Consider the following 19,225-nt stretch of genomic DNA (forward strand, 5'->3'; position numbering starts at 1 on the left):
GGTGACGGTTTCAGTCTGTCTCTTCCTCGTCTTCTGGCTCCTCTGTCGCATATCGTAATATTCCCTCATAAATACTTGCCGCCATTTTTCGTTGATAATCTTCGTCTTTTAACAATTCTCTTTCCTCTACATTAGACAAGAACCCAATTTCCACCAAAGCTCCTGGAACTTCGGCATGTTTTAATAAATACATACTATTTAATGCTAACGGAGATCGGTTTGTATTTTCTAAATTTCGTATGATTTCTTGTTGAATCATCGTTGCTAAATGTTTATTCTCATCTTTTGTTGGATAATAGAACGTTTGTGCTCCACGCCATTGTGTCGAAGGTAATGCATTTAAATGTAAGGATAGAAAAAAGTCCGGTTCTTTATCATGAATGAATTTCAAACGATTACGAATATCTTCAGATTTTCTTCGAGCTAGTCCACTCGTATCTTCTGCAGCTAAATCCTTATCTTGTTCTCTGGTTAAATAAACAAGTGCTCCTTGTTGTTGCAAATAAGACTGAATAAGTTTCGATACTTGTAAAGCGATGTCTTTCTCTTCGGTATCATCGGATCCAACCGCTCCACCATCAGGTCCACCGTGTCCAGGATCAATCACAATTGTTTTTCCGGTAAGAGGTAATGTCCATCCTTGATTTGCCGTCATATTTGTCTCATTTATTGGGTATTGTAATAAATACGCAAGTAAAAATACACCTAATAGCCAAAAAGCAATTTTCTTTTTTCTTCCCATATATTTTGTGCTCCTTCCTTCTCACTTCTCTTTTACTAAATTTATGGGACAAGAATGCAGTTTATGACTTAACATTTGTGGTATGCTATTTACGAGGTAGGTTTACTTCTACAAACACAGTGGTATCAATTAACCATAGAATTACTTAAACGGAGGGAAACACTCATGATATGGATAGGAATTGGCCTTATAATTATTGGTATAGCATTATTAGGGCTTGCTGGAGCATTATTTAAGCCATTAATGAAACTAGCTGATTTATTCCAAAGCGTCCAAAAAACAACGGACCAATTACCAAACACAGTAGAGACTATTACGTCTCAAGCTACAGACGTTCTTGGTACCGGAGTCGACACTTTACAGCAAGTAAATCAACAAATTAAAGAGTTATCGCCCATCTTTCATTTAATTGGAGATACCGGTCGTGCGACAAATCAACTAACTTCTTCTATTTTAAAGACCGCTGATGGACTGCAAGAAAGAACAGAAGAGGCGAACGCTATGATTGCAAGTAAAAACTTACAAGGGATTTATGGTTTAGCAACCATTGGTTATTTCCTGGCTACACGAAATAAATAATGAAACATATTAAACATATTTATGAACAAAAGCGTAAGCGCCCGTTTAGAAACGTAGCGAGTGGAGCGAATCAACTGAGATAAAGGAATCACGGTGAGGCGACGAATCGCTGATGACTTATCGTAGGGCGATTTCGTGAAGTCGCCTAGTTTCTGGGCGCTGGAGCTGGACGTGGCATTTTCTGTCCACGGAAAATTTGAAACCCAAAGTTTTTATACTTTCTTATCTATTTAAAAAAGCTAAACGATGAGGCCGTTGGTGCGGCAATCGTTTAGCTTTTTTCCATCCTATTTTCTTAGATGCGATTTTCCACTTCTTGACGAATACCTTGTAGGTCATTCGCCTTTTCAAATCCATCCGTATAAAGCTGTTTTTCAAAGTCTTTCAATCGTTCGAGGAGTGGTTGATTCTCCGCTAAAGAACGTTTGTTAGAAATGTATGAACTGACCATCCATCCTAATGAAGCGCCCAGTGCTGCACTTATAGCGATAGCAGTTTGCTTACCTCGCTTATTCATTGGTATAATCCCTTTCCTCGCGCTTCATTTCTCTGCGTTTTTTCAACCAATAGTAACCTAAAGCAAAACTACCATACAAACCACCCAGATTATTCTTATCCGCAATATCTCTCCCTGCTTCTGTACGTGCTTTTACGGAATCCGTTACATCTACTAAAGAAGAGGAGAATTTTCTTGTTGCATTTCCTACATCTCCAACCATATAGAAAAGCGGACTTAACTGTTGTAATTTGTCATTAACATCTGCTAAAGTTTGATTACTCTCATGAATCATATCCCCAGTTTCTTTAAAGATGCCATCCAGTTGTGCCGGCAATTGTTGAACTGTTTTATCTACTCCACTTAGTACACTTGCCAAGTTATTTAACGTATGTCCAATGAAAATAGCTAAAATGATAGCCGCTACCCCAATAATAATGACACCTATGCCGATTAACGTCATTTGCTTATCCCTCTCTTCCTGTATTTACAGAAGTTGAATCGTTCATCGACGACCCCTTTCCTGTTCGATACATTTTAAATACTTGCATAAATGCTTCGCTCCACGTAATTCCTGTTATAAATGGTTGTAATTTCTTTTCTAATTCCGCTTCAGACAGTGTTTCTTTTTGTTGAAGGTATAATTGATTCATGGTTTGTACCGAAGTACCTACATCTTCTACGTGATCAAATACACTGTCGGTTGCGTTTACTTTTTCACTAATATCATCGACCAATTTATCTGCTTCCTGCAGTGATTCCGTCAATTGAGGTGTAATATAATGCATTTCTTTTTCTAATTCCGTCATCGATTTTCCAAGTGATCGCATCGTATCTGAAAAACGACTTAATGCGAATGCCGCATAACATGCAACAATTGCAAATGCGATTGCGATGAACAAAATTCCAACATAAATGACAGCCATATGTAAAATTCCCTCCTCTTAGACAATATTATACCACCTGTCTTCAGAAATAAAACGTTTCCTATCTCTAGGAAAGATTAATCTTATTATGGAATGGGTATAGGTTCCATATAGTACCAGATATGGAGGTTGACCCAATGAAGATAAAATCCTTTGTAAAAACGTTTATGACTAAATTTAAAGAAGACGATGTGCCATTACTTGCAGCTTCATTAGCTTATTACTTTTTATTATCTGTATTTCCATTACTCGTAGTAGCCTTTGCTATTATTCCTTATTTTAATATAAGTCCACAGGATGCCATACAATTTATTTCTTCTATTTTACCCGAAGAACTAGCAAGCACGTTCCAAGATAATATCGTGAGCCTGGTAGAGACACCTCGTGGTGGCTTATTAACAGTTGGTATCTTAGGGACGTTATGGTTTGCTTCCAACGGAATAAATGCATTCATTAAAGTATCGAATGAATCCTATGAAGTGGAAGAAACTCGCTCATTTATAAAGACAAGAGCAATTGCATTTTGCCTTACCATTGCAATGATTTTTGCAGTTATTACAGCTATTATACTACCTGTTTTTGGGGATGTCATTCTAACAATGATCATATCTATCTTAGGGATTAATGAATCGTTTGAATGGATTCTACAAATTTCACGTTTTGCAATTAGTATTGCAGTAATTACACTATTATTGCTAGCGTTATATCGTTTTGCACCAAATGCGACACTTCCAATCAAGCATATTATACCTGGAACATTAACAGCTAGTATCCTCTGGCTTATCATTTCATTCGGATTCTCTATTTATGTATCAAACTTCGGAAATTATTCGAATATGTATGGAAGTCTTGGCGGAGTGATTATTTTAATGATTTGGTTCTTCTTGACAGGGATAATCCTGCTTATTGGCGGTATTATAAATGTTATGTATCATCAGAAAAAAATAGCAGAAGATCCTACGTATTCTCATGCAGCAAATATATAAAGAACGATATTTGGTATAAAATCCGAATGTTGCTCTGTTTGATTTCCATTGCAGATGGTCGCTTTTTAGCAGGCACGGCTTCAACTAATTAGGAAAAGAAACCCGCTTTTTCTAGGATTTTTCAAGCTCTGTTGTTCTGATTAGGAGTCTCCTTCTTCCATTCCAATCAAAGCCCAAGTATTTCCTCTAAACCGAACATTAGTGTTTAAATTATCACTAATTAGTTTTTTTAATGAAATTGGCTCAATTTATTAACTTCTAGGTGGATGTTGTGGCATCTAGAATTCCGTACAATCCAAAAAATCCAAACCGGCTATCTTTGCCAGTTTGGATTTTTATTATCTTGATAATACACCTGTTACAAAGCTTCGTGCCCATTGATCCCATGTAAAAGACGATTTTGATAATTCTTTTATGTGGATAGGGGTAATAAATGTAGCTTCATGCCGGAATTGAGAAGAAGGTTCGTCTGCAACCATGTCACCAATCTCTACCCCTTGCACAACCTCTACTTGCTCATCGACATGTAATCCCTTTTCAATCGGGCTCTTCATAAGTTGTCCGTTCGTATGCATCTTCCATACATGATTCGTATCAATTGAATCTTCAAATAGGGTAGTGGCTCCTAATGCTTCTTCCATGATAATTCCGACTTCTGTATGGTAACCCGGTAGCAATGCATCTAATACTTCTGGATCCTCTTCCGTTATCGATACAGAAAACGGATACACACTTGTTGATTCTAAACCTACTTCCGTTGGATGATCACTCACTTCACTTACTGTCCCCTCTAGTGCTATTGGCAGTTCATTTATTTCCATTTGTGTGGCAAGTCCAGCTTCCACTTTTGTTCTTTCTTCTTCCGTAAATTCTCCAGTAACATGGAGTGTTGTATCTTGTATGGTAATTACAGGATCTTCTAAACTGTCTTTTACCTCACTTATTCGACCATCAAAAGGACTATTCACGGTAATCACATTTCCAGATGATTGTAATTCCATTAACTGCGATTCTAAACTCTGTAATTCAGCTGTTTTCTGGGAAAGTTCGTTTTCTTTTTCAATCAAGTATTGCTCACGTAACAATTCTGCTTCCACCGTGTTTTGCGGAAATTTTATCTCAAGCTCTTCTTCATTTATCGTCACATCACTTGGTGTACCAGTAGCCCCTTCAGGAATTTGATACGTTTCCATTTGTGTAATAGCAGACTGTATCGCTGAAATCTCACCTTCCACTTGAGAGACTTGTTGATTCAAGTTTACTTCCGTTTCATAATAGCTTTGGACTTCATAGGAGAATAGCGGGTCGCCGCTAGCCACCACATCGCCTTCTTGCACCATAAACTCTTGAAAAACACCGCTTGAAGTATCAAAATAAATATGTTCTTCTCCAGCAACATCAACCACACCAGGCTTATATAACATTTCTACAAGGTCTGCCTCATGGCTATTAGTCCAGCTATGTACAAATGATACACGATCTATTTTTTCTTCTTTATCAAATAAAACGAGGACAAAATTCACTACGACAAACGCAGTAATCGCTATCCACAATATATGCTTCTTATATTTCCTCATCCAAACCACCCACTTATGATGTATGAATCAACATTTGCCATAACACTTGCAATAACCCATCCTAAGAAGTGAATTAAAATTACATTTAACCAAACAAAACGATTTCTCACATCGGAATACTTCGCCAAAAAATTGGCTTGAAAGTAAATAATCCATATTTGAAATAAGGATATCGCTCCAAAAAAGTATATAATCCATGGAATATTAGTTATGTAAGAAGCGATTATTCCAAAAGAGAGCGGTGACACATGCCAACTTAATCCAGCAAATAAGGCTAATGGAATCCACAACAATCGCTCTATTAATAACACTATTAACGCAGTATGTTGAATAATGATCAACTTTTTATAAGGAATTCCTGTAAGTAAATAGAATAATAGAGATGGTAAAAAAATCACGAGTGCTGCAAATAAAAGCCCATAGATCATTCTGCCTAACACAAACCAAAGTTTACTAGCTTCAAAATCGCTAGAACTTAACATTACTCCATTTTTTGATATTTCCTCGGAACCAACCCCTAAAAAAGCCGTTATTCCGTAAATAACCATTGATACGAGGGATAAAATCACAGTTATCTTCCATATTCCTCGTACTTCTTCTGCCTTATTTAGTCGAAAACTTTCATCCTTTGTCTGCGAAATCATTCGAAACAAACGCGCATAATAAGTCATTTCGTCACATTCCTTTTGCATTATCCATTCTTTTCCTATAATTGTCATTTTACCTTAATAACTGATGAAATACTATGAAATTTTGATTAATTCGTCGACAATAGTCATGAAGACCTATTAGAAAAAGTCAGCAAAATATGGTTTGGTTTGTGGAATTATGCGATCAAGCGATTCAATTTGGTGTTTTTCGCCTTTGATTAGACCTAGCTCCATTAACTCTACCGGACGTTTATACCCTAATACTATCGATGCTAACTGTTGTACCGTAATGGAGACTGGGGATACCGCTTCTTCAGACTCCTTTTCTACATAGATTTGTTTTTTATTACTTTTTAGTCGATACTTGCCGGAATTCGCTTCTACAAATTCATCTGTAATCTCCAATTCAATCGACAAATTTTCCATCGGTGCTAAAAATGGATATTGTTGTAGAAATGCAGAAACATCGACAATTCGCGCCATAAAATATGGGCTTACTTTTTGTTCAAAACGCGGATCATCCAATAGTAATGGCAGTGCATCAGATCCGGATACTACCATTTTTACTTCTTTCGCCATTGAATCATGATTAGAAATAAAATGAAGCAAACGTCGTCTACTTGCTAGTGTCAGGTGTACGAGTTCCTCTACTTCTAATATATTTTTCTTAACTTCATACTGAATATATCCATCTGGTTCGCCTTGTGGATCATAGCTAACTGCAATTAATTTCTTTTTCGATAAAATTTTATGCTCCCACCAGTGGGAATCTCTCAGTAGCATTCCGTTCAATTGATTTGTATATTTTTCATAAATTGTTTCTACTATCGATACATCATCTTTGTGCACTCGTTGTACCCTACCACTATCTAGCTGCCAATCTCTCTTAAAATGATGCATTGGGATATTGTATTCCTTCTCATCAAACGTAATCTCCCAACCAAATCGGCGATAGAATGGTATGGAGAATGGATGTAAATAGGAAAGCACTTGTCCTTCTTTCTTCATCTCCTGTAGCGCATGTTGAAGTAAATTTCGTACAATACCTTTTCTACGAAATTCTGGCCAAGTTGCCACAGCAGATATACCTCCCATTTTGATTGGCTTACCTTGTACAGAAACTTCTAAAGGAACGATGTGAAGTTTCGCTGCCAAACGATCATCTTCCATCCATCCCCATACTGTCTCCTTCCGTTTTTTATTTTTACTTTCTTCCAATCTTTCTGGTGTTAACTCATACTGAAAAGCAAATGCCGATAATTGATAGATTTCATCATTTTGTGAAGATAGTTTTTTTAACAAAGGCGAATCCCCCTTTTTCCGAAAAATTGGATTACTTCTTCATACTACAATAGATAATGAATTTATTTAAGCCAAAATAAAAAAACATGCAGAAAAACGCTGCATGTTTTCGAAAAAATGATTGTAAGCAATTTGTATAGGGATAAGACTCTAAGTTAACAGTCCAAAAGAAACAGTGCACTGTTCACATCTATATTGTAGCAGCTGATTCTTTAAACTTTTCATTACGTTCTTTAAATAATTCATTATGTGATGAGACCATTGCAAATGTATTTGCTTGTGGATCAATATACTTTTTCGCTTGGTTAACCGCGTTTGCAGCATCTTGAAAAGCACCTGCAATTAAATGTAGCTTCCCTTCATGATGAAGTATATCTCCAGCTGCATATATTCCTGGAACAGAAGATTCACTATTCGGCGAACCTGCAATAAAGTTCCCATCTTTTATCTCTACACCTAGGGAAGGACTATTGTCTAGCAAATCAATATCTCTATCATATCCATGATTGATGATGACTTCATCAATTGGAAGAGCTAGAATATCCCCAGATTCATGATTAGTTAACTCTACGTGTTCGATAGACTGATTATTTTCAGAGATAAGTTTGGTGATCGAGCAATTAAAGTAACATTCCGCTGAACTTTTCATTAATTTTGTCACTTGAGCTTCATGTCCGGACAAAACATCTTTACGATACGTCAGATAAACACTTTTCGCAATATCTACTAGCTCGTTTGCCCAATCCACGGCAGAATTACCACCACCAGAGATAATTACTCGTTTATCTTTGTAACGTTGTAAAGATGTTATTTTATAGTTTAGATTCGTCACTTCGTATTTTTCTGCACCTTCTATATTTAATCTTTTAGGATGTAGAATGCCGCCACCTACTGCTACAATGATAGTCTTTGAATAATGAATTTCTCCAGATCCGGTATGTAACTGAAATAATCCCATTTCATTTTTATCAATGGATTCCACTTTTTCATTTAATACAACGGTTGGATCAAACGTCATTGCTTGTTCTACCATTTGCTTTATCACGTTTTCACCTGACATTGGTGTTAATCCACCAATATCCCAAATGACTTTCTCAGGATAAATATGCACCTTTCCACCTAGTTCTGCTTGATAATCAATGATTTTTGTTTTCATTTCTCTCAAACCACTATAAAAAGCAGAATATAAACCCGCGGGACCACCACCAACAATCGTTACGTCAAAGACTTCCATTTGCTATTCAACCCCCTAAAAGATATGAAGAACTAAATTATTCAACAAGTACTACAATGACAAAACATCTTATATCTGTAATTATAATGATAATGAGAATCGTTTTCAATCTTTTAAGATAAAAAATAATGTACTTATAAAAAGACTAACATTTTAGGCAGCATTACATTGATAATACCCTTGGTCTACAATAAGGCAGAAAAAAGGATCTGGTTTAACATATTGTTAATCAGATCCTTTTTATCTTTAAAATTTAGAACCACTGAGAGTGAAATATACCATCTTTATCTTTTCGCTCATACGTGTGTGCGCCAAAGTAGTCACGTTGTGCTTGAATTAGATTTGCTGGTAAATCTTCTGAACGATAGCTATCATAGTACGCTATTGCGCTTGAGAATGTCGGAACTGCAATACCATGTGCAACCGCTAGGGATACAACTTTTCGTAATGATGACTGGTAACCTTCTACAATCTCCTTGAAATAAGGGTCGAGCATTAAGTTCGGTAATTGAGCATCTCTGTCATAGGCATCTTTGATCTTTTGTAAGAACTTCGCACGAATGATACATCCGCCGCGCCAAATCATCGCGATGTCACCATAACTTAAATTCCAATCGTACTCATCAGAAGCTGCTCGCATTTGAGCAAATCCTTGCGCATAAGATACGATTTTACTCATATAAAGTGCTTGGCGAATTGCTTCGATAAGTTCCTCTTTACTTTCATCTAACGATACATTCGTTGGTCCATTTAATTCTTTGCTTGCACGAACACGTTCATCTTTTAAGGAAGAAATAAAACGTGCAAACACGGACTCTGTAATTAACGGAAGCGGTACTCCTAAATCAAGCGCATTCTTACTTGTCCATTTTCCAGTCCCTTTTTGACCTGCTTTATCCAGAATTACTTCCACTAATGGCTTACCGGTCTCTTCGTCCACTTTAGTGAAGATATCTGCAGTAATTTCAACCAGATAACTGTCTAGTTCTCCATCATTCCATTCCTTGAATACGTTATGAAGCTCAGTTGCATCAAGTCCTAGAACATTTTTCATTAAATCATATGCTTCTGCGATTAATTGCATATCTCCATATTCAATTCCATTATGAACCATTTTCACAAAGTGACCTGCACCATTTGGTCCAATATATGTTACACAAGGATCATTATCTACTTTTGCGGAAATAGCTTCAAAAATAGGAGCAACTAATTTATATGCTTCTGCTTGTCCTCCTGGCATAATGGATGGACCATTTAACGCTCCTTCTTCTCCACCCGACACTCCTGTACCAATGAAATGAATACCTGATTCATCTAATTCTTTATTTCGACGAATTGTGTCTTCATATAATGTATTTCCACCATCGATAAGAATATCACCTTTATCAAGATGTGGTTTCAATGATTCAATGGTCGCATCTGTTGCTGGACCTGCTTTTACCATCAACATGATTTTACGTGGTTTTTCCAAAGAATCTACAAATTCTTCGATTGTTTTTGCACCAACGAAGTTTTTTCCGTTTGCTTCATTTGCTAAGAAACCTTCTGTCTTCTCGTAAGAACGATTAAAAACCGCTACGGAAAAACCTTTGCTTTCCATATTAAGTGCGATATTTTTTCCCATAACGGCTAAGCCGATAACTCCGATTTGTTGTTTCATCAACTCATCATTTCCTCTCTATAATTATTTTGAAATGAATCATTCCCTATTATAGCGAATTTAGTAGTAGGAAACCAATTTCCCACTCTAATAAATAATGGTTAATTGATTCGTCATTGAAATTAATTCTATTGTCTTAGTCCCTTTTGTAAAAATGATAGAAGCACCTTCTTGTTCTCCTTTTTTCCATCCCGTCCGTTCAATAAAGGATTCATAGCTTGATGGGATTCCCTTTTCTTCAGAAGCCTTGCTCCAATGATAAATCTTCGTATGTTGATTGATTTGAGTTAACTCAGCAGCTTTTGGAATCGGAAAGTCATGAATCGTACTCGATTGTCCATAAGCAAACACTCTCGGGTAAACAACTAGTATACAAACGATAATAACAACCACAAAAGTTATATGAGCCTTCTTCATTATTACCTCCTACAATATTTTGCTCGTTATTAGAAACAAAAACTGTAATCCGCGAGTTATATATGATATATCAAAAAATGTTCGTTTTTTTATAAAATTTAACAAATATGAAATAGATTTAATTGATAAAAAAACACCTAAAAGAATAATGTGCAGTAATTATATTCTCAACAGACCACGAAATCCTCTGGAACCATAATAAGAGGAAGCCCCGTTATGATAGACAAACACATGTCCATAACGATAATCACAAAATATAGCCCCTCCCGCTTCACGAATATCGGAAGGTGTTTTTATCCAACTGGATGTTTTCATATCAAAGTCACCTACCTCTTGTAATATGCGATATTGTTGTTCAGTTAATAGCTCAATACCCATCTCAGCAGCAACGTCAATTGCACTATTATCTGGCTGATGCTTTTTCCTTGATTCCAATGCTTCACGATCATAGCAAATACTTCTGCGCCCCTTTGGGCTCTCTTTAGAACAATCATAAAAAATATATTCATCGGTATTATAATCATATTCAATTACATCCGGTTCACCTTCTGTTCTTTCCATTTCATAGAGAGACCAAAGCTTTTCGCTATTTACTTCTAGCTTTGCTTGTACATTTTCCCATTTTATATCTTTATGTCGATTCGGATTCTTTTCAAATCGCACTTTCAGCGTTTCCATTAGTTTTACTTGTTGTTCTTGCGACAATATCTTAGACAAAATAAATTTTCCCCTTTCTAAACCATATAGTTTGAACACTTGGTAATGTCTTTATAATATTATAGTTGCCATTTATAAGCTAAATCCACTACCTTTTTTTAATCTAATGGATATAGTTCTATAACTTCTTAAATATCTTTATCTAAATTGGTTGCGATGTTAAGTTAACAATAGTTTAACATTATAAAAATTATATTGTTACTCAAATTAATACTACACATTTGATGACCTTGCAACAATCCCTAAGGGCCGCCAGTTAACTCTATTTCTCATTTAATTTATGTACCTCTCAGTTATTAAAACTAAGAGGTATAGCAATAAAAAGGTTTAGTAGTACCTTTCGCAACAGAAGCAATACTTCCGTTTTTCTTTCTTATGACACTTATTTGTGTTTTGGTCATAGTAATTAACCTTTTTACAGCCATGATTTACTGATTCTCTTTGTTGTCGACAAGGATAGTGATCCTTCTTTTTACAACACATTCTATTCCCTCCTATCATATTACATAATATGAATAAAAGAACTGAATGGATTAGACAAGGTTCATAGTAGAATACACATTTTCAACTAACTTAAGAAAGGTACAATATCTAACTCCATTTACCTTTTCTGTGAAATTATCTCCAGTGTACAGTTGACTTATCATTAATACCTCGTATCGTTATAACTAGTATGGTACAATGAATTCCATTCTATTGATTTTAAATAAAAGGTGGACACTTTTAAATGAAGAATTATATGTTTTTAATTGTAGGTACTTTTTTCTTTGCGGTTTCCGTGGCGATTTTTGCAATGCCAAATTCCCTTGCTGAAGGTGGGGTTCCAGGGCTTGCACTGCTTATGTATCATGGAATGGACATATCACCTGCACTTACTACCTTCATTATAAATGTAGCAACGCTCCTAATAGGTTATCGCTACTTACCAAAAGATATGATAGTGAAATCAATCGTAACCATTCCACTCTTCTCCATTTTTATATACCTATTAGAAGGTTCCGTTCCAGGGATACCAGATCCGCTACTGGCTGCATTATTTACTGGTGTTTTTACCGGGATTGGCTTTGGATTCATTTTTAGATCAGGAAGCACAACTGGAGGTACATCAACCATTGCGCGAATGTTAAATTACAAGTTTGGCTGGGAATTAACCGGTACGAACTTTGTACTCGATGCTGCTATAGTAATTTCCGGTATATTTGTAATTGGACCTTTATATACGATGTATACAATACTTGCGTTATTCATAGGAAAAAGAGTAACAGACTATGTATTAGAAGGTTTTGAATCAAAGAAAGTCGTTCATATTTTCTCTCAAAAAACTGAAGAAGTCGAAGAAGCCATTCAAACTAACCTTGGTGCGCATACAACTGTATTAACGGCCAAAAAGAATGATAAAGGTATCGAAGAAAATTTAATTTATGTAGCTATCCCAAAACAACGTCTATTTTACTTAAAGAAGCTCGTTCAAAGTATCGATGAGACGGCATTTACCGTAGTGCATACAGTAAAAGACGTTACTGGCGGTAGTTTCGCAGAAGCACACCACCCAGGACAGAAAACATTTAGAAACAACAACATAGAGCAACGTTATTATAAAAACCAAGCTGATGAAGAGAATATGTAAGAGGTTCTTACTATGGTCACGGAACAGAATAATTAGAAAACCGAACTACAACCCCAAGATATAGTTTATCGTAAACTACCTTGTCAAGTAGACAGGGATGTTTACATCGAGGCTATAGTTCGGTTTCCTATTATCTTGATTCACTGCTTTCTACGGGCAAAAATGCTTATACTAAAAGAAGTTCACTTATTGTGAATCCGCTTCATCTTTTATTTCTGATCGTAATCCATCTACACTTTCTTTTCTTCTTTCATTTTTACTCAATAATTCTTCTTTTTCTTTACTGCTTAGTTCCTCTGAGTGAGCATTAATGTAATCTTTTGATTCATTAAGATTTTCTAATGTGTGGTCGATGGTATTCTGAATCTTTTCAACGTTATCAGATCTATCATCTGGTTTCGGATGAGTCATACTATCCCTCCTTCAGTTCATATTCAGGAGTATTTTTTCCATAACCTTAAAATATATTCTTTATAATCATCCAATACTGATATATTAATTAGTTATTTTAAAATTAGTTCTATATAAGAATAGCGACCCATGAGCATAGATTATATTGCTATTAATGAAGGTTTGGAATAAATGTTGCATAAATTCGCCATGCTCAATGTTGAAAAGTTAACCAGTTCGTTGCATTAATTCTGTTTATATAAAATCTCATCTATTCACATTCATTACAAATAAACCCCCCCAAGAATAGGGGGTATATGTGATCGGGGCTATTATGCGAATTAATAAAAACGTATATTTTTATGACAAGGGTCACAAGGTGGACATGGATGATGTGGCTTGCCACACATAATATGCTGCTCTTGAACATCATTCACTACTGATTCCGTATGAGGAAAATAATGCTTATGCGTAGTCATGTGTTTGTTTACTGTCGTCGTATGGCTTGGGTGGTAATGAGCCACTTCCGTGTTAGATACATTCGTTTTAACATATTGCTTTGTTGGAGAAACGTTTGTCGGGCAATATTCTGTTGACGTACTACTACAGTTATTAGCCTGGTTGCCTCCCCAATTACCTTGACCTTGGTTCCATTTCTGCGAACTTCTCATCTAATAACTCTCCTTTCTACTCACTTAAGTCCTGTCTCTATTTTGATTAATATAAAGACCCAATTATTATCAATAATCCGACTGATGAATAGAAGGCATGATAGGCTTTTGTATTCCCCATACTAATAACTATATCCGATGGTTTGTTGTTTTAACATTGTATAAGTAGTTTAAATATGAAGTACTATCTTTTTATATGTAATAGGTAAGTTTTTTACAAGATAACACTCGCTTTTAAATAGAATATAAATTAAATTAGTAAATTTAGGCAAAAGTAAAACCCCCAACCATAAGGGTTGAGGGTTTTCTGATATTCCAAAAACTTAACGTTTTGAGAACTGAGGTGGGCAGTAAATTCAACGCTCGCAGGCGTTTTTGTATGTTACATGTATGTTATACGAACTTATCCACAGGCTTCCAAAGAAACTGAGGATAAAATTTATATATTTGATATCTGCAGTATACCATTTAAATCAACATAAAAAAACCACTCTTATTCGAGTGGCTCGCCAAAATTATATTTAAGTATCATGTCTTCCACATATCCTCTGTCTATTTCATCCTCTGCATTGGATAAACGACATTTAATATGTACCATTGTCCTTAAATTTCCAACAATGACGCCATCTTTTGATTTCAATTCTTCTTTACAACATCCACACCAATATGAACCCAATAAAGTCGCCATTAAACCTCCGCCTTTTTTATAGTTGTATATGCCTATATTCTATAAAAACAGAGATTTTCCTTCTATAATATAGTAACTTCTAAAATCACATCAAAATTTATTCTTGTATCATCTTCTGAGCTTATCTTTTCAACTACAGATACATATTTATGTTGATAATTTATTTTATCCACGTAACCTTTAATGTTGTGGTAATCATAATTCGAATAATACTTTATATTTACGAGAAGGTTGTCCTTATGTGCAATCATTAATTGAAATCCGTTTTCCTCAAATTGCTGTTCATCAAGTATTGGCTTTTGCTTCCTGTTTTGTTTTTCTTTTAATTGATTCAATAACTCTACATGCTCAGGCATCATCATAGCTGTCCATTTTATTGTACCTCTGTCATTAACACTCATGCCCCTACTCTCCTTTTGACTGGTCCACATGAAAGGATGTTCTCATACTTAAATGATCGAACTTGTTTTCTATAATGACAGTAAGCTATAACGTGTTCTCTTTTTAATTCAACAACGCTTACTACTCGTTGAGTTACTTCATTATTATTGTCTATATAATAAATCATTATCTTACTCTTTAGTTCCTTCGAATTTTCAAGTAACCCTTTCATGTTTCACCCTCCTGTTACGAACGTTTGTTCTTATTATAACAAAAAATAAAAAGGTGTAAACATGAAAAAAGTGGAATATTTGTAAAAAAACACTTGCATGTAAGGGAGTATTATAGTATAATTAAAGTATAGAAAGGAGGTAGGAAATGGAGGATGTTAGAAATATAGTCCTCATCATCGCAGGAGTTGTCACAACAATCAAGGCGCTACTTGAAATAGCTGACAGATACCGCGAAGACGAAGACTAACACAAGAGGGGCAACGCCCCTCTCCCAATTATATTATACCACATTCTCCTCAAAATTATGAGAAAAACAATAGCAGCAGAAGACTTCTTAATGATAATGTTAATACTTTTATTTATTGGTGATACTAATTTCAACAATATGAATGTACTCAGTTGGAGTGGCTTAATAGTATCAGCCATGTGGGTACTTGTATTTGTATTTAAATTATATGTAATTATGAAAGGTGATAGCAATGAGCCAAACGAGCGCTAAAAAAATAAAAGAGGAAATCCATAAATTGATCGAATCCAATATTACTGGTTACAAAATTAACAAAGAAACAGGAATATCCGAGAGTAATATTTCTAGACTTCGGAAAGGTCAAATTGACATCGGAAGTATAAGTTTAGATAATGCTATAAAATTACATGAATTTTATAAAAAGAATGAGGGAAAAATTAATTAAATTGGACGAGCGTAGGGGGATACTATGAGTTTGAAATCAAGTATATATAAGTTTCTGCGCATCTGGAACGATGTTGATGCAGTTAAAAAAGGAAAAGTCGGAAAAAGGATTGGAAGAAGAATTGTTGGACGTGCTGCAGGTAAAGGTATAGGAAAATTATTTAAATAAATAAGCCCCCACAAGAGTGAGGGCTTTTATTTGTCATTTTCTTCTGCTTTAGTCAGCTTAAATGCATTATAAACATTAATCGCAGGTAATATAACCGGTGGCATTCCCGATTGTGAAGTAAAACTAGTTATTAAGGATCTTAAATAAGGCAACAAAATTGCTAAGCCATTCATTTGAAATCCCTCTATATCAAAAACTTCCTCTTGTACATTCAAACTAAAATTACCGATAATTTGTATATTAAGAAAGAATGGAGCTTCTCCAACATTGAACTCTTCTTCGAATATCTTACATGTAATAGTCAACTGTGCTTGGTCTCTTTTTTCAGAGATGTCAGCAGATCCATTAAAAGAAAAATTTAAATCGATTTCTTCTTTATTATTAAAATCATAATTACGCTGAAAATTCATTTCTGAAATAGAGTAATCCTCAAATATTAAATAACTTTTTAAATCTTCATTCATAATATCTCTCCAAAATTTATAAATTAATAGCCTCATAGACTGATTAGGCAACTAAAATGTCATAAGAGAACTCTCGCTTTTCTTCGTTTACTTTGAACTTTTTCGAGTAATTAAGACTATATTTTCCATAGTCAACCATTTTACTAATATTTATATCAAAATTTCCAGTGTGTAAGTCACCATTTGAGTCTTCATATAGATTCTCTTCAGAATATATTACTTTTCCTTCACCTTCAGAAACTATAGCACCCAACTCTTCAAACGTCTGCTTAAATTCCTCTTTTGTCATACTTCTAAATCGATTTCTCAACTCTTTTTTCAATTCTTCATGATTCATATTACCACTCCTTAGTGGAATTAAATTATACTATTTGTTTATCTATAACCTTAATAGGATTTCTCAAACATAATTCTACTCCATTCGGAACGTTAGATCGAATTTTCAATTCACGTTCCTCTATACTTGGAGTAAACGTTTCTGCTCTAATTAATAAATACCCCTTATCTTTAGCAAGGTAATCATATACTGCTCCATCAAAGCTGTTTCTATACCCATACTGGAAATCATATCCGTTTTCTTTCATCATTTCCCTGATTATATCTTTATATACTTTATAAATTTCTCTATGCTCTGGAGTTGTTGTATCAAACACTTCATTCTCAGAGACTTCAATTTTGCAATCAAGGATCTTGATTATTTTATTAGGGTGACGAAATCGAGCATATTCTCTAGTTAAGTCCTTGTTTTCTTCCAGAAAATATATACCCGTTCCCAATGAACCTTGATGACGAGTATTTACTACAAATGATGTTTGTATTATTCTATCCGCAAAAGATTTTTCTGTACCATGATAACCATTGTATTGCTTTAGTTTCATATTTATTACCCCAAATTTAGTCCATACACCAATAAAATTATCTGAATATTATTAACAAATTTAGTTGTTACTTAATATAAGATATCACTTATTGGAATATATTGCTACTATTTTGTAACAATTTTAACATATTCTTAAAATAAATGTACTGGAAATTGATTATTTCTGCAATAAAAGAAATATATACGTAACAATACTGTAATGTTTTATTAGTATTTGGGATTCACTAATTAAGTGGGTTCGTACATCTTCCGTACGACAAATGAAGGGCAAAAAGTAAGGAAGCCCCCACTAGGAGGGCTTTTTGTTTTATCCAGTAAATCTAACTCTGCCACTACGAGTATCAACGTGAGTGAAAGTATTATATTTTCCAACTCCACCAGTAGTAAATATTTTATTAGCTTGATTATATACATTAGATGCACTAATACCTTTTACTTTGATATCTGCAGCTTTACCGTATAAGTGTTGTGATTTTGATGCACCACCCACTCTTTTATTGTGAGATTTAGTACGATAGCCACTGTTGATGCTTATTGGCTTATTACCTAGTTCATATCGCAAAGTTTCTAAGTTAAGAATTAAGTTTTTGTCCATTCCACCAGAGAGTATCGTATTTGAACCCTTACAATAAAATTCGTGAATGTTAAAGTTGCGTGTGCCCTTTAATCCTGCGTTATTTTTAGCTTTGCTGATAGAACTTTTTGTCTGTGGACCCGCTATTCCATCCACTTCGATTTTCAGCCACTTTTGCAATGCTTCAATAGTCTTTTCAGTATCCTCACCAAAAATGCCATCAGCACCCGCTTTCCCTAACAATTCACCAAATCCCAATGTAATTGCATCTAGTTGCAATGTTTTTACTGCATGTCCACGGTTACCTATTGCTAACATTTAAATCACTCCCTATTATTTTTAGGCATTAAAAAAACACCTTCTATGGTGTCTACTTGATAAGTCTATTTCTTTGTAATACTTCTTTCTGGCTTTTACCTTTTGCAGTTACATAATTGTTCTTGAACCAAGCAATAGTAGCAGTAACACCTGTAATGATAACCGTTACTATTTCCCCCCACAATGTTTCAGTACCTGGAATAGGGTTAAGTCCAAACGTAACTAAGAACTGGTTAATTAATGCCAAGAATAATACGATTGTTCGTGTTAATGTCGCCTTGTCCATGTTTCTCACCTCCTTTAATTAATGAATTGAACTATTGCGTAAATAACTGTAATTAATAAACCACCGGCACCTGTTATATTTAATATCAACTTCCAAAAATTACTTAATTTCATCTTGTTAGTTGACAGATGGTGGTCTATTAAAGTATTTAGTAGTTTCTTCTGTTCATCACTTGTTTTTTCTACTGTAGACTTAACATCCTTCATTTCGTGAGACATAGCAGAGAATGTATTTTCTAAGGTTGTAATTCTCCTCTCATGGTCTTGCCAAATAGGCATGTTGTCCATCTCCTCTTTATTCGTCATAGCTGACCCCCTAACTCTCTATGTTTGATCATAAAAAATAACGCTTATTCAGCGTTTTCTTCTTGTTGAGCAATATCAGAATTAGTTTTTTTTAATTGTGAGGATAAAGCATCTACATCAACCTCTAACAGAGCGATATGCTCCGATTTCTGTCCTAATTGTTTTTTTAACTTATCAATAACACCAAATGATCTTAATAATTGTTGTTGTAGTTCCTCTTTTGACATGTTACTTATTTGTTGTTGTAATCCATCCATTTAAA

General features: G+C 34.8%; 28 protein-coding genes. 5 read left to right on the forward strand and 23 right to left on the reverse strand.

Translation table 11 applies throughout. From position 1 onward, the window contains the following. Positions 1 to 10: 10 nt before the first annotated feature. Positions 11 to 742, reverse strand: coding sequence for an N-acetylmuramoyl-L-alanine amidase CwlD (gene cwlD / locus ABC346_RS02760; protein WP_413233442.1), 732 nt, complete (start codon positions 740 to 742; stop codon positions 11 to 13). A 165-nt stretch (positions 743 to 907) separates the two neighbouring features. On the opposite strand from cwlD, the gene ABC346_RS02765 reads away from it, so the two are divergent. Continuing rightward, a complete protein-coding gene (locus tag ABC346_RS02765; protein WP_413233443.1) occupies positions 908 to 1,321 on the forward strand; it encodes a DUF948 domain-containing protein in 414 nt (137 codons plus the stop codon). Between the two features lie 295 nt (positions 1,322 to 1,616). On the opposite strand, the gene ABC346_RS02770 is transcribed toward ABC346_RS02765, so the two are convergent. From ABC346_RS02770 to ABC346_RS02780, 3 genes are read right to left on the reverse strand one after another with little or no spacing between them, the layout of a single operon-like run. Then, a complete protein-coding gene (locus ABC346_RS02770) occupies positions 1,617 to 1,838 on the reverse strand; it encodes a hypothetical protein (RefSeq protein ID WP_413233444.1) in 222 nt (73 codons plus the stop codon). Beyond that, on the reverse strand, positions 1,831 to 2,280 hold the full coding sequence (locus ABC346_RS02775; RefSeq protein WP_413233445.1) for a DUF948 domain-containing protein: 450 nt from the start codon (positions 2,278 to 2,280) through the stop codon (positions 1,831 to 1,833). The genes ABC346_RS02770 and ABC346_RS02775 overlap by 8 nt, the downstream gene beginning before the upstream one ends. A 4-nt stretch (positions 2,281 to 2,284) precedes the next feature. Beyond that, positions 2,285 to 2,743, reverse strand: coding sequence for a DUF948 domain-containing protein (locus ABC346_RS02780; protein WP_413233446.1), 459 nt, complete (start codon positions 2,741 to 2,743; stop codon positions 2,285 to 2,287). 137 nt (positions 2,744 to 2,880) lie between these two features. Here ABC346_RS02780 and ABC346_RS02785 point away from each other — a divergent pair, with 137 nt between their 5' ends. Then, positions 2,881 to 3,729 carry a YihY/virulence factor BrkB family protein gene (locus ABC346_RS02785; RefSeq protein ID WP_413233447.1) on the forward strand — a complete coding sequence of 283 codons (849 nt, stop codon included), beginning with the start codon at positions 2,881 to 2,883 and terminating at the stop codon, positions 3,727 to 3,729. A gap of 338 nt (positions 3,730 to 4,067) precedes the next feature. Here ABC346_RS02785 and ABC346_RS02790 read toward each other — a convergent pair whose 3' ends face one another. The 7 genes from ABC346_RS02790 to ABC346_RS02820 form a co-directional block, all read right to left on the reverse strand. Beyond that, positions 4,068 to 5,306 (reverse strand): efflux RND transporter periplasmic adaptor subunit, encoded by a 1,239-nt coding sequence (locus ABC346_RS02790; protein ID WP_413233448.1) that lies wholly within the window; start codon positions 5,304 to 5,306, stop codon positions 4,068 to 4,070. Next, a complete protein-coding gene (locus ABC346_RS02795; RefSeq protein WP_413233449.1) occupies positions 5,303 to 5,998 on the reverse strand; it encodes a hypothetical protein in 696 nt (231 codons plus the stop codon). The genes ABC346_RS02790 and ABC346_RS02795 overlap by 4 nt, the downstream gene beginning before the upstream one ends. 96 nt (positions 5,999 to 6,094) lie before the next feature. Next, positions 6,095 to 7,258 (reverse strand): GNAT family N-acetyltransferase, encoded by a 1,164-nt coding sequence (locus tag ABC346_RS02800; RefSeq protein WP_413233450.1) that lies wholly within the window; start codon positions 7,256 to 7,258, stop codon positions 6,095 to 6,097. A gap of 190 nt (positions 7,259 to 7,448) precedes the next feature. After that, complete coding sequence (locus ABC346_RS02805) at positions 7,449 to 8,492, reverse strand: NAD(P)/FAD-dependent oxidoreductase (protein ID WP_413233451.1); 1,044 nt, start codon at positions 8,490 to 8,492, stop codon at positions 7,449 to 7,451. 253 nt (positions 8,493 to 8,745) lie between these two features. Next, on the reverse strand, positions 8,746 to 10,155 hold the full coding sequence (gene gndA, locus ABC346_RS02810; protein ID WP_413233452.1) for an NADP-dependent phosphogluconate dehydrogenase: 1,410 nt from the start codon (positions 10,153 to 10,155) through the stop codon (positions 8,746 to 8,748). Positions 10,156 to 10,239: 84 nt separating this feature from the next. Then, complete coding sequence (locus ABC346_RS02815; protein WP_413233453.1) at positions 10,240 to 10,569, reverse strand: hypothetical protein; 330 nt, start codon at positions 10,567 to 10,569, stop codon at positions 10,240 to 10,242. A gap of 159 nt (positions 10,570 to 10,728) precedes the next feature. Further along, a complete protein-coding gene (locus ABC346_RS02820; RefSeq protein ID WP_413236499.1) occupies positions 10,729 to 11,247 on the reverse strand; it encodes a DUF4256 domain-containing protein in 519 nt (172 codons plus the stop codon). A gap of 766 nt (positions 11,248 to 12,013) precedes the next feature. On the opposite strand from ABC346_RS02820, the gene ABC346_RS02825 reads away from it, so the two are divergent. Further along, entirely contained in the window at positions 12,014 to 12,913 is a 900-nt protein-coding gene (locus ABC346_RS02825; RefSeq protein WP_413233454.1) for a YitT family protein, read from the forward strand. Between the two features lie 186 nt (positions 12,914 to 13,099). Here the strand turns inward: ABC346_RS02825 and tlp are convergent, their stop codons facing one another. From tlp to ABC346_RS02850, 5 genes are all read right to left on the reverse strand, one after another. Then, the gene (tlp, locus tag ABC346_RS02830) at positions 13,100 to 13,324 is read right to left on the reverse strand and encodes a small acid-soluble spore protein Tlp (protein ID WP_017795211.1); all 225 of its coding nucleotides are present in this window, start codon (positions 13,322 to 13,324) and stop codon (positions 13,100 to 13,102) included. 320 nt (positions 13,325 to 13,644) lie between these two features. Next, on the reverse strand, positions 13,645 to 13,974 hold the full coding sequence (locus tag ABC346_RS02835) for a CotD family spore coat protein (protein WP_413233455.1): 330 nt from the start codon (positions 13,972 to 13,974) through the stop codon (positions 13,645 to 13,647). A gap of 493 nt (positions 13,975 to 14,467) precedes the next feature. Next, positions 14,468 to 14,662, reverse strand: a complete 195-nt coding sequence (locus ABC346_RS02840) for a hypothetical protein (RefSeq protein WP_413233456.1) — start codon at positions 14,660 to 14,662, stop codon at positions 14,468 to 14,470. A 62-nt stretch (positions 14,663 to 14,724) separates the two neighbouring features. After that, entirely contained in the window at positions 14,725 to 15,063 is a 339-nt protein-coding gene (locus ABC346_RS02845) for a YolD-like family protein (protein ID WP_413233457.1), read from the reverse strand. Beyond that, positions 15,060 to 15,275: a hypothetical protein gene (locus tag ABC346_RS02850; protein WP_413233458.1), complete on the reverse strand. Its 216-nt coding sequence runs from the start codon at positions 15,273 to 15,275 to the stop codon at positions 15,060 to 15,062. The genes ABC346_RS02845 and ABC346_RS02850 overlap by 4 nt, the downstream gene beginning before the upstream one ends. A 338-nt stretch (positions 15,276 to 15,613) precedes the next feature. Between ABC346_RS02850 and ABC346_RS02855 the strand changes: the two genes are divergently transcribed. Both ABC346_RS02855 and ABC346_RS02860 read left to right on the forward strand, forming a co-directional pair. Beyond that, positions 15,614 to 15,775 carry a hypothetical protein gene (locus tag ABC346_RS02855; RefSeq protein ID WP_413233459.1) on the forward strand — a complete coding sequence of 54 codons (162 nt, stop codon included), beginning with the start codon at positions 15,614 to 15,616 and terminating at the stop codon, positions 15,773 to 15,775. Positions 15,776 to 15,992: 217 nt separating this feature from the next. Then, positions 15,993 to 16,136 (forward strand): hypothetical protein, encoded by a 144-nt coding sequence (locus ABC346_RS02860; RefSeq protein WP_413233460.1) that lies wholly within the window; start codon positions 15,993 to 15,995, stop codon positions 16,134 to 16,136. A 26-nt stretch (positions 16,137 to 16,162) separates the two neighbouring features. Here the strand turns inward: ABC346_RS02860 and ABC346_RS02865 are convergent, their stop codons facing one another. From ABC346_RS02865 to ABC346_RS02895, 7 genes are all read right to left on the reverse strand, one after another. Continuing rightward, complete coding sequence (locus ABC346_RS02865) at positions 16,163 to 16,600, reverse strand: protein-export chaperone SecB (RefSeq protein ID WP_413233461.1); 438 nt, start codon at positions 16,598 to 16,600, stop codon at positions 16,163 to 16,165. Between the two features lie 43 nt (positions 16,601 to 16,643). After that, positions 16,644 to 16,937, reverse strand: a complete 294-nt coding sequence (locus ABC346_RS02870; RefSeq protein ID WP_413233462.1) for a hypothetical protein — start codon at positions 16,935 to 16,937, stop codon at positions 16,644 to 16,646. 25 nt (positions 16,938 to 16,962) lie between these two features. Next, a complete protein-coding gene (locus ABC346_RS02875; RefSeq protein ID WP_413233463.1) occupies positions 16,963 to 17,478 on the reverse strand; it encodes a hypothetical protein in 516 nt (171 codons plus the stop codon). Between the two features lie 309 nt (positions 17,479 to 17,787). Next, positions 17,788 to 18,372, reverse strand: coding sequence for a D-Ala-D-Ala carboxypeptidase family metallohydrolase (locus ABC346_RS02880; RefSeq protein ID WP_413233464.1), 585 nt, complete (start codon positions 18,370 to 18,372; stop codon positions 17,788 to 17,790). A gap of 52 nt (positions 18,373 to 18,424) precedes the next feature. Further along, on the reverse strand, positions 18,425 to 18,658 hold the full coding sequence (locus ABC346_RS02885; protein WP_413233465.1) for a phage holin: 234 nt from the start codon (positions 18,656 to 18,658) through the stop codon (positions 18,425 to 18,427). Between the two features lie 14 nt (positions 18,659 to 18,672). Continuing rightward, a complete protein-coding gene (locus tag ABC346_RS02890) occupies positions 18,673 to 18,963 on the reverse strand; it encodes a hypothetical protein (protein WP_413233466.1) in 291 nt (96 codons plus the stop codon). 44 nt (positions 18,964 to 19,007) lie between these two features. Then, positions 19,008 to 19,220 carry a hypothetical protein gene (locus ABC346_RS02895; protein WP_413233467.1) on the reverse strand — a complete coding sequence of 71 codons (213 nt, stop codon included), beginning with the start codon at positions 19,218 to 19,220 and terminating at the stop codon, positions 19,008 to 19,010. Positions 19,221 to 19,225: the final 5 nt, after the last annotated feature.

The organism is Oceanobacillus phoenicis (assembly GCF_047238145.1).
GTDB lineage: Bacteria > Bacillota > Bacilli > Bacillales > Amphibacillaceae > Oceanobacillus.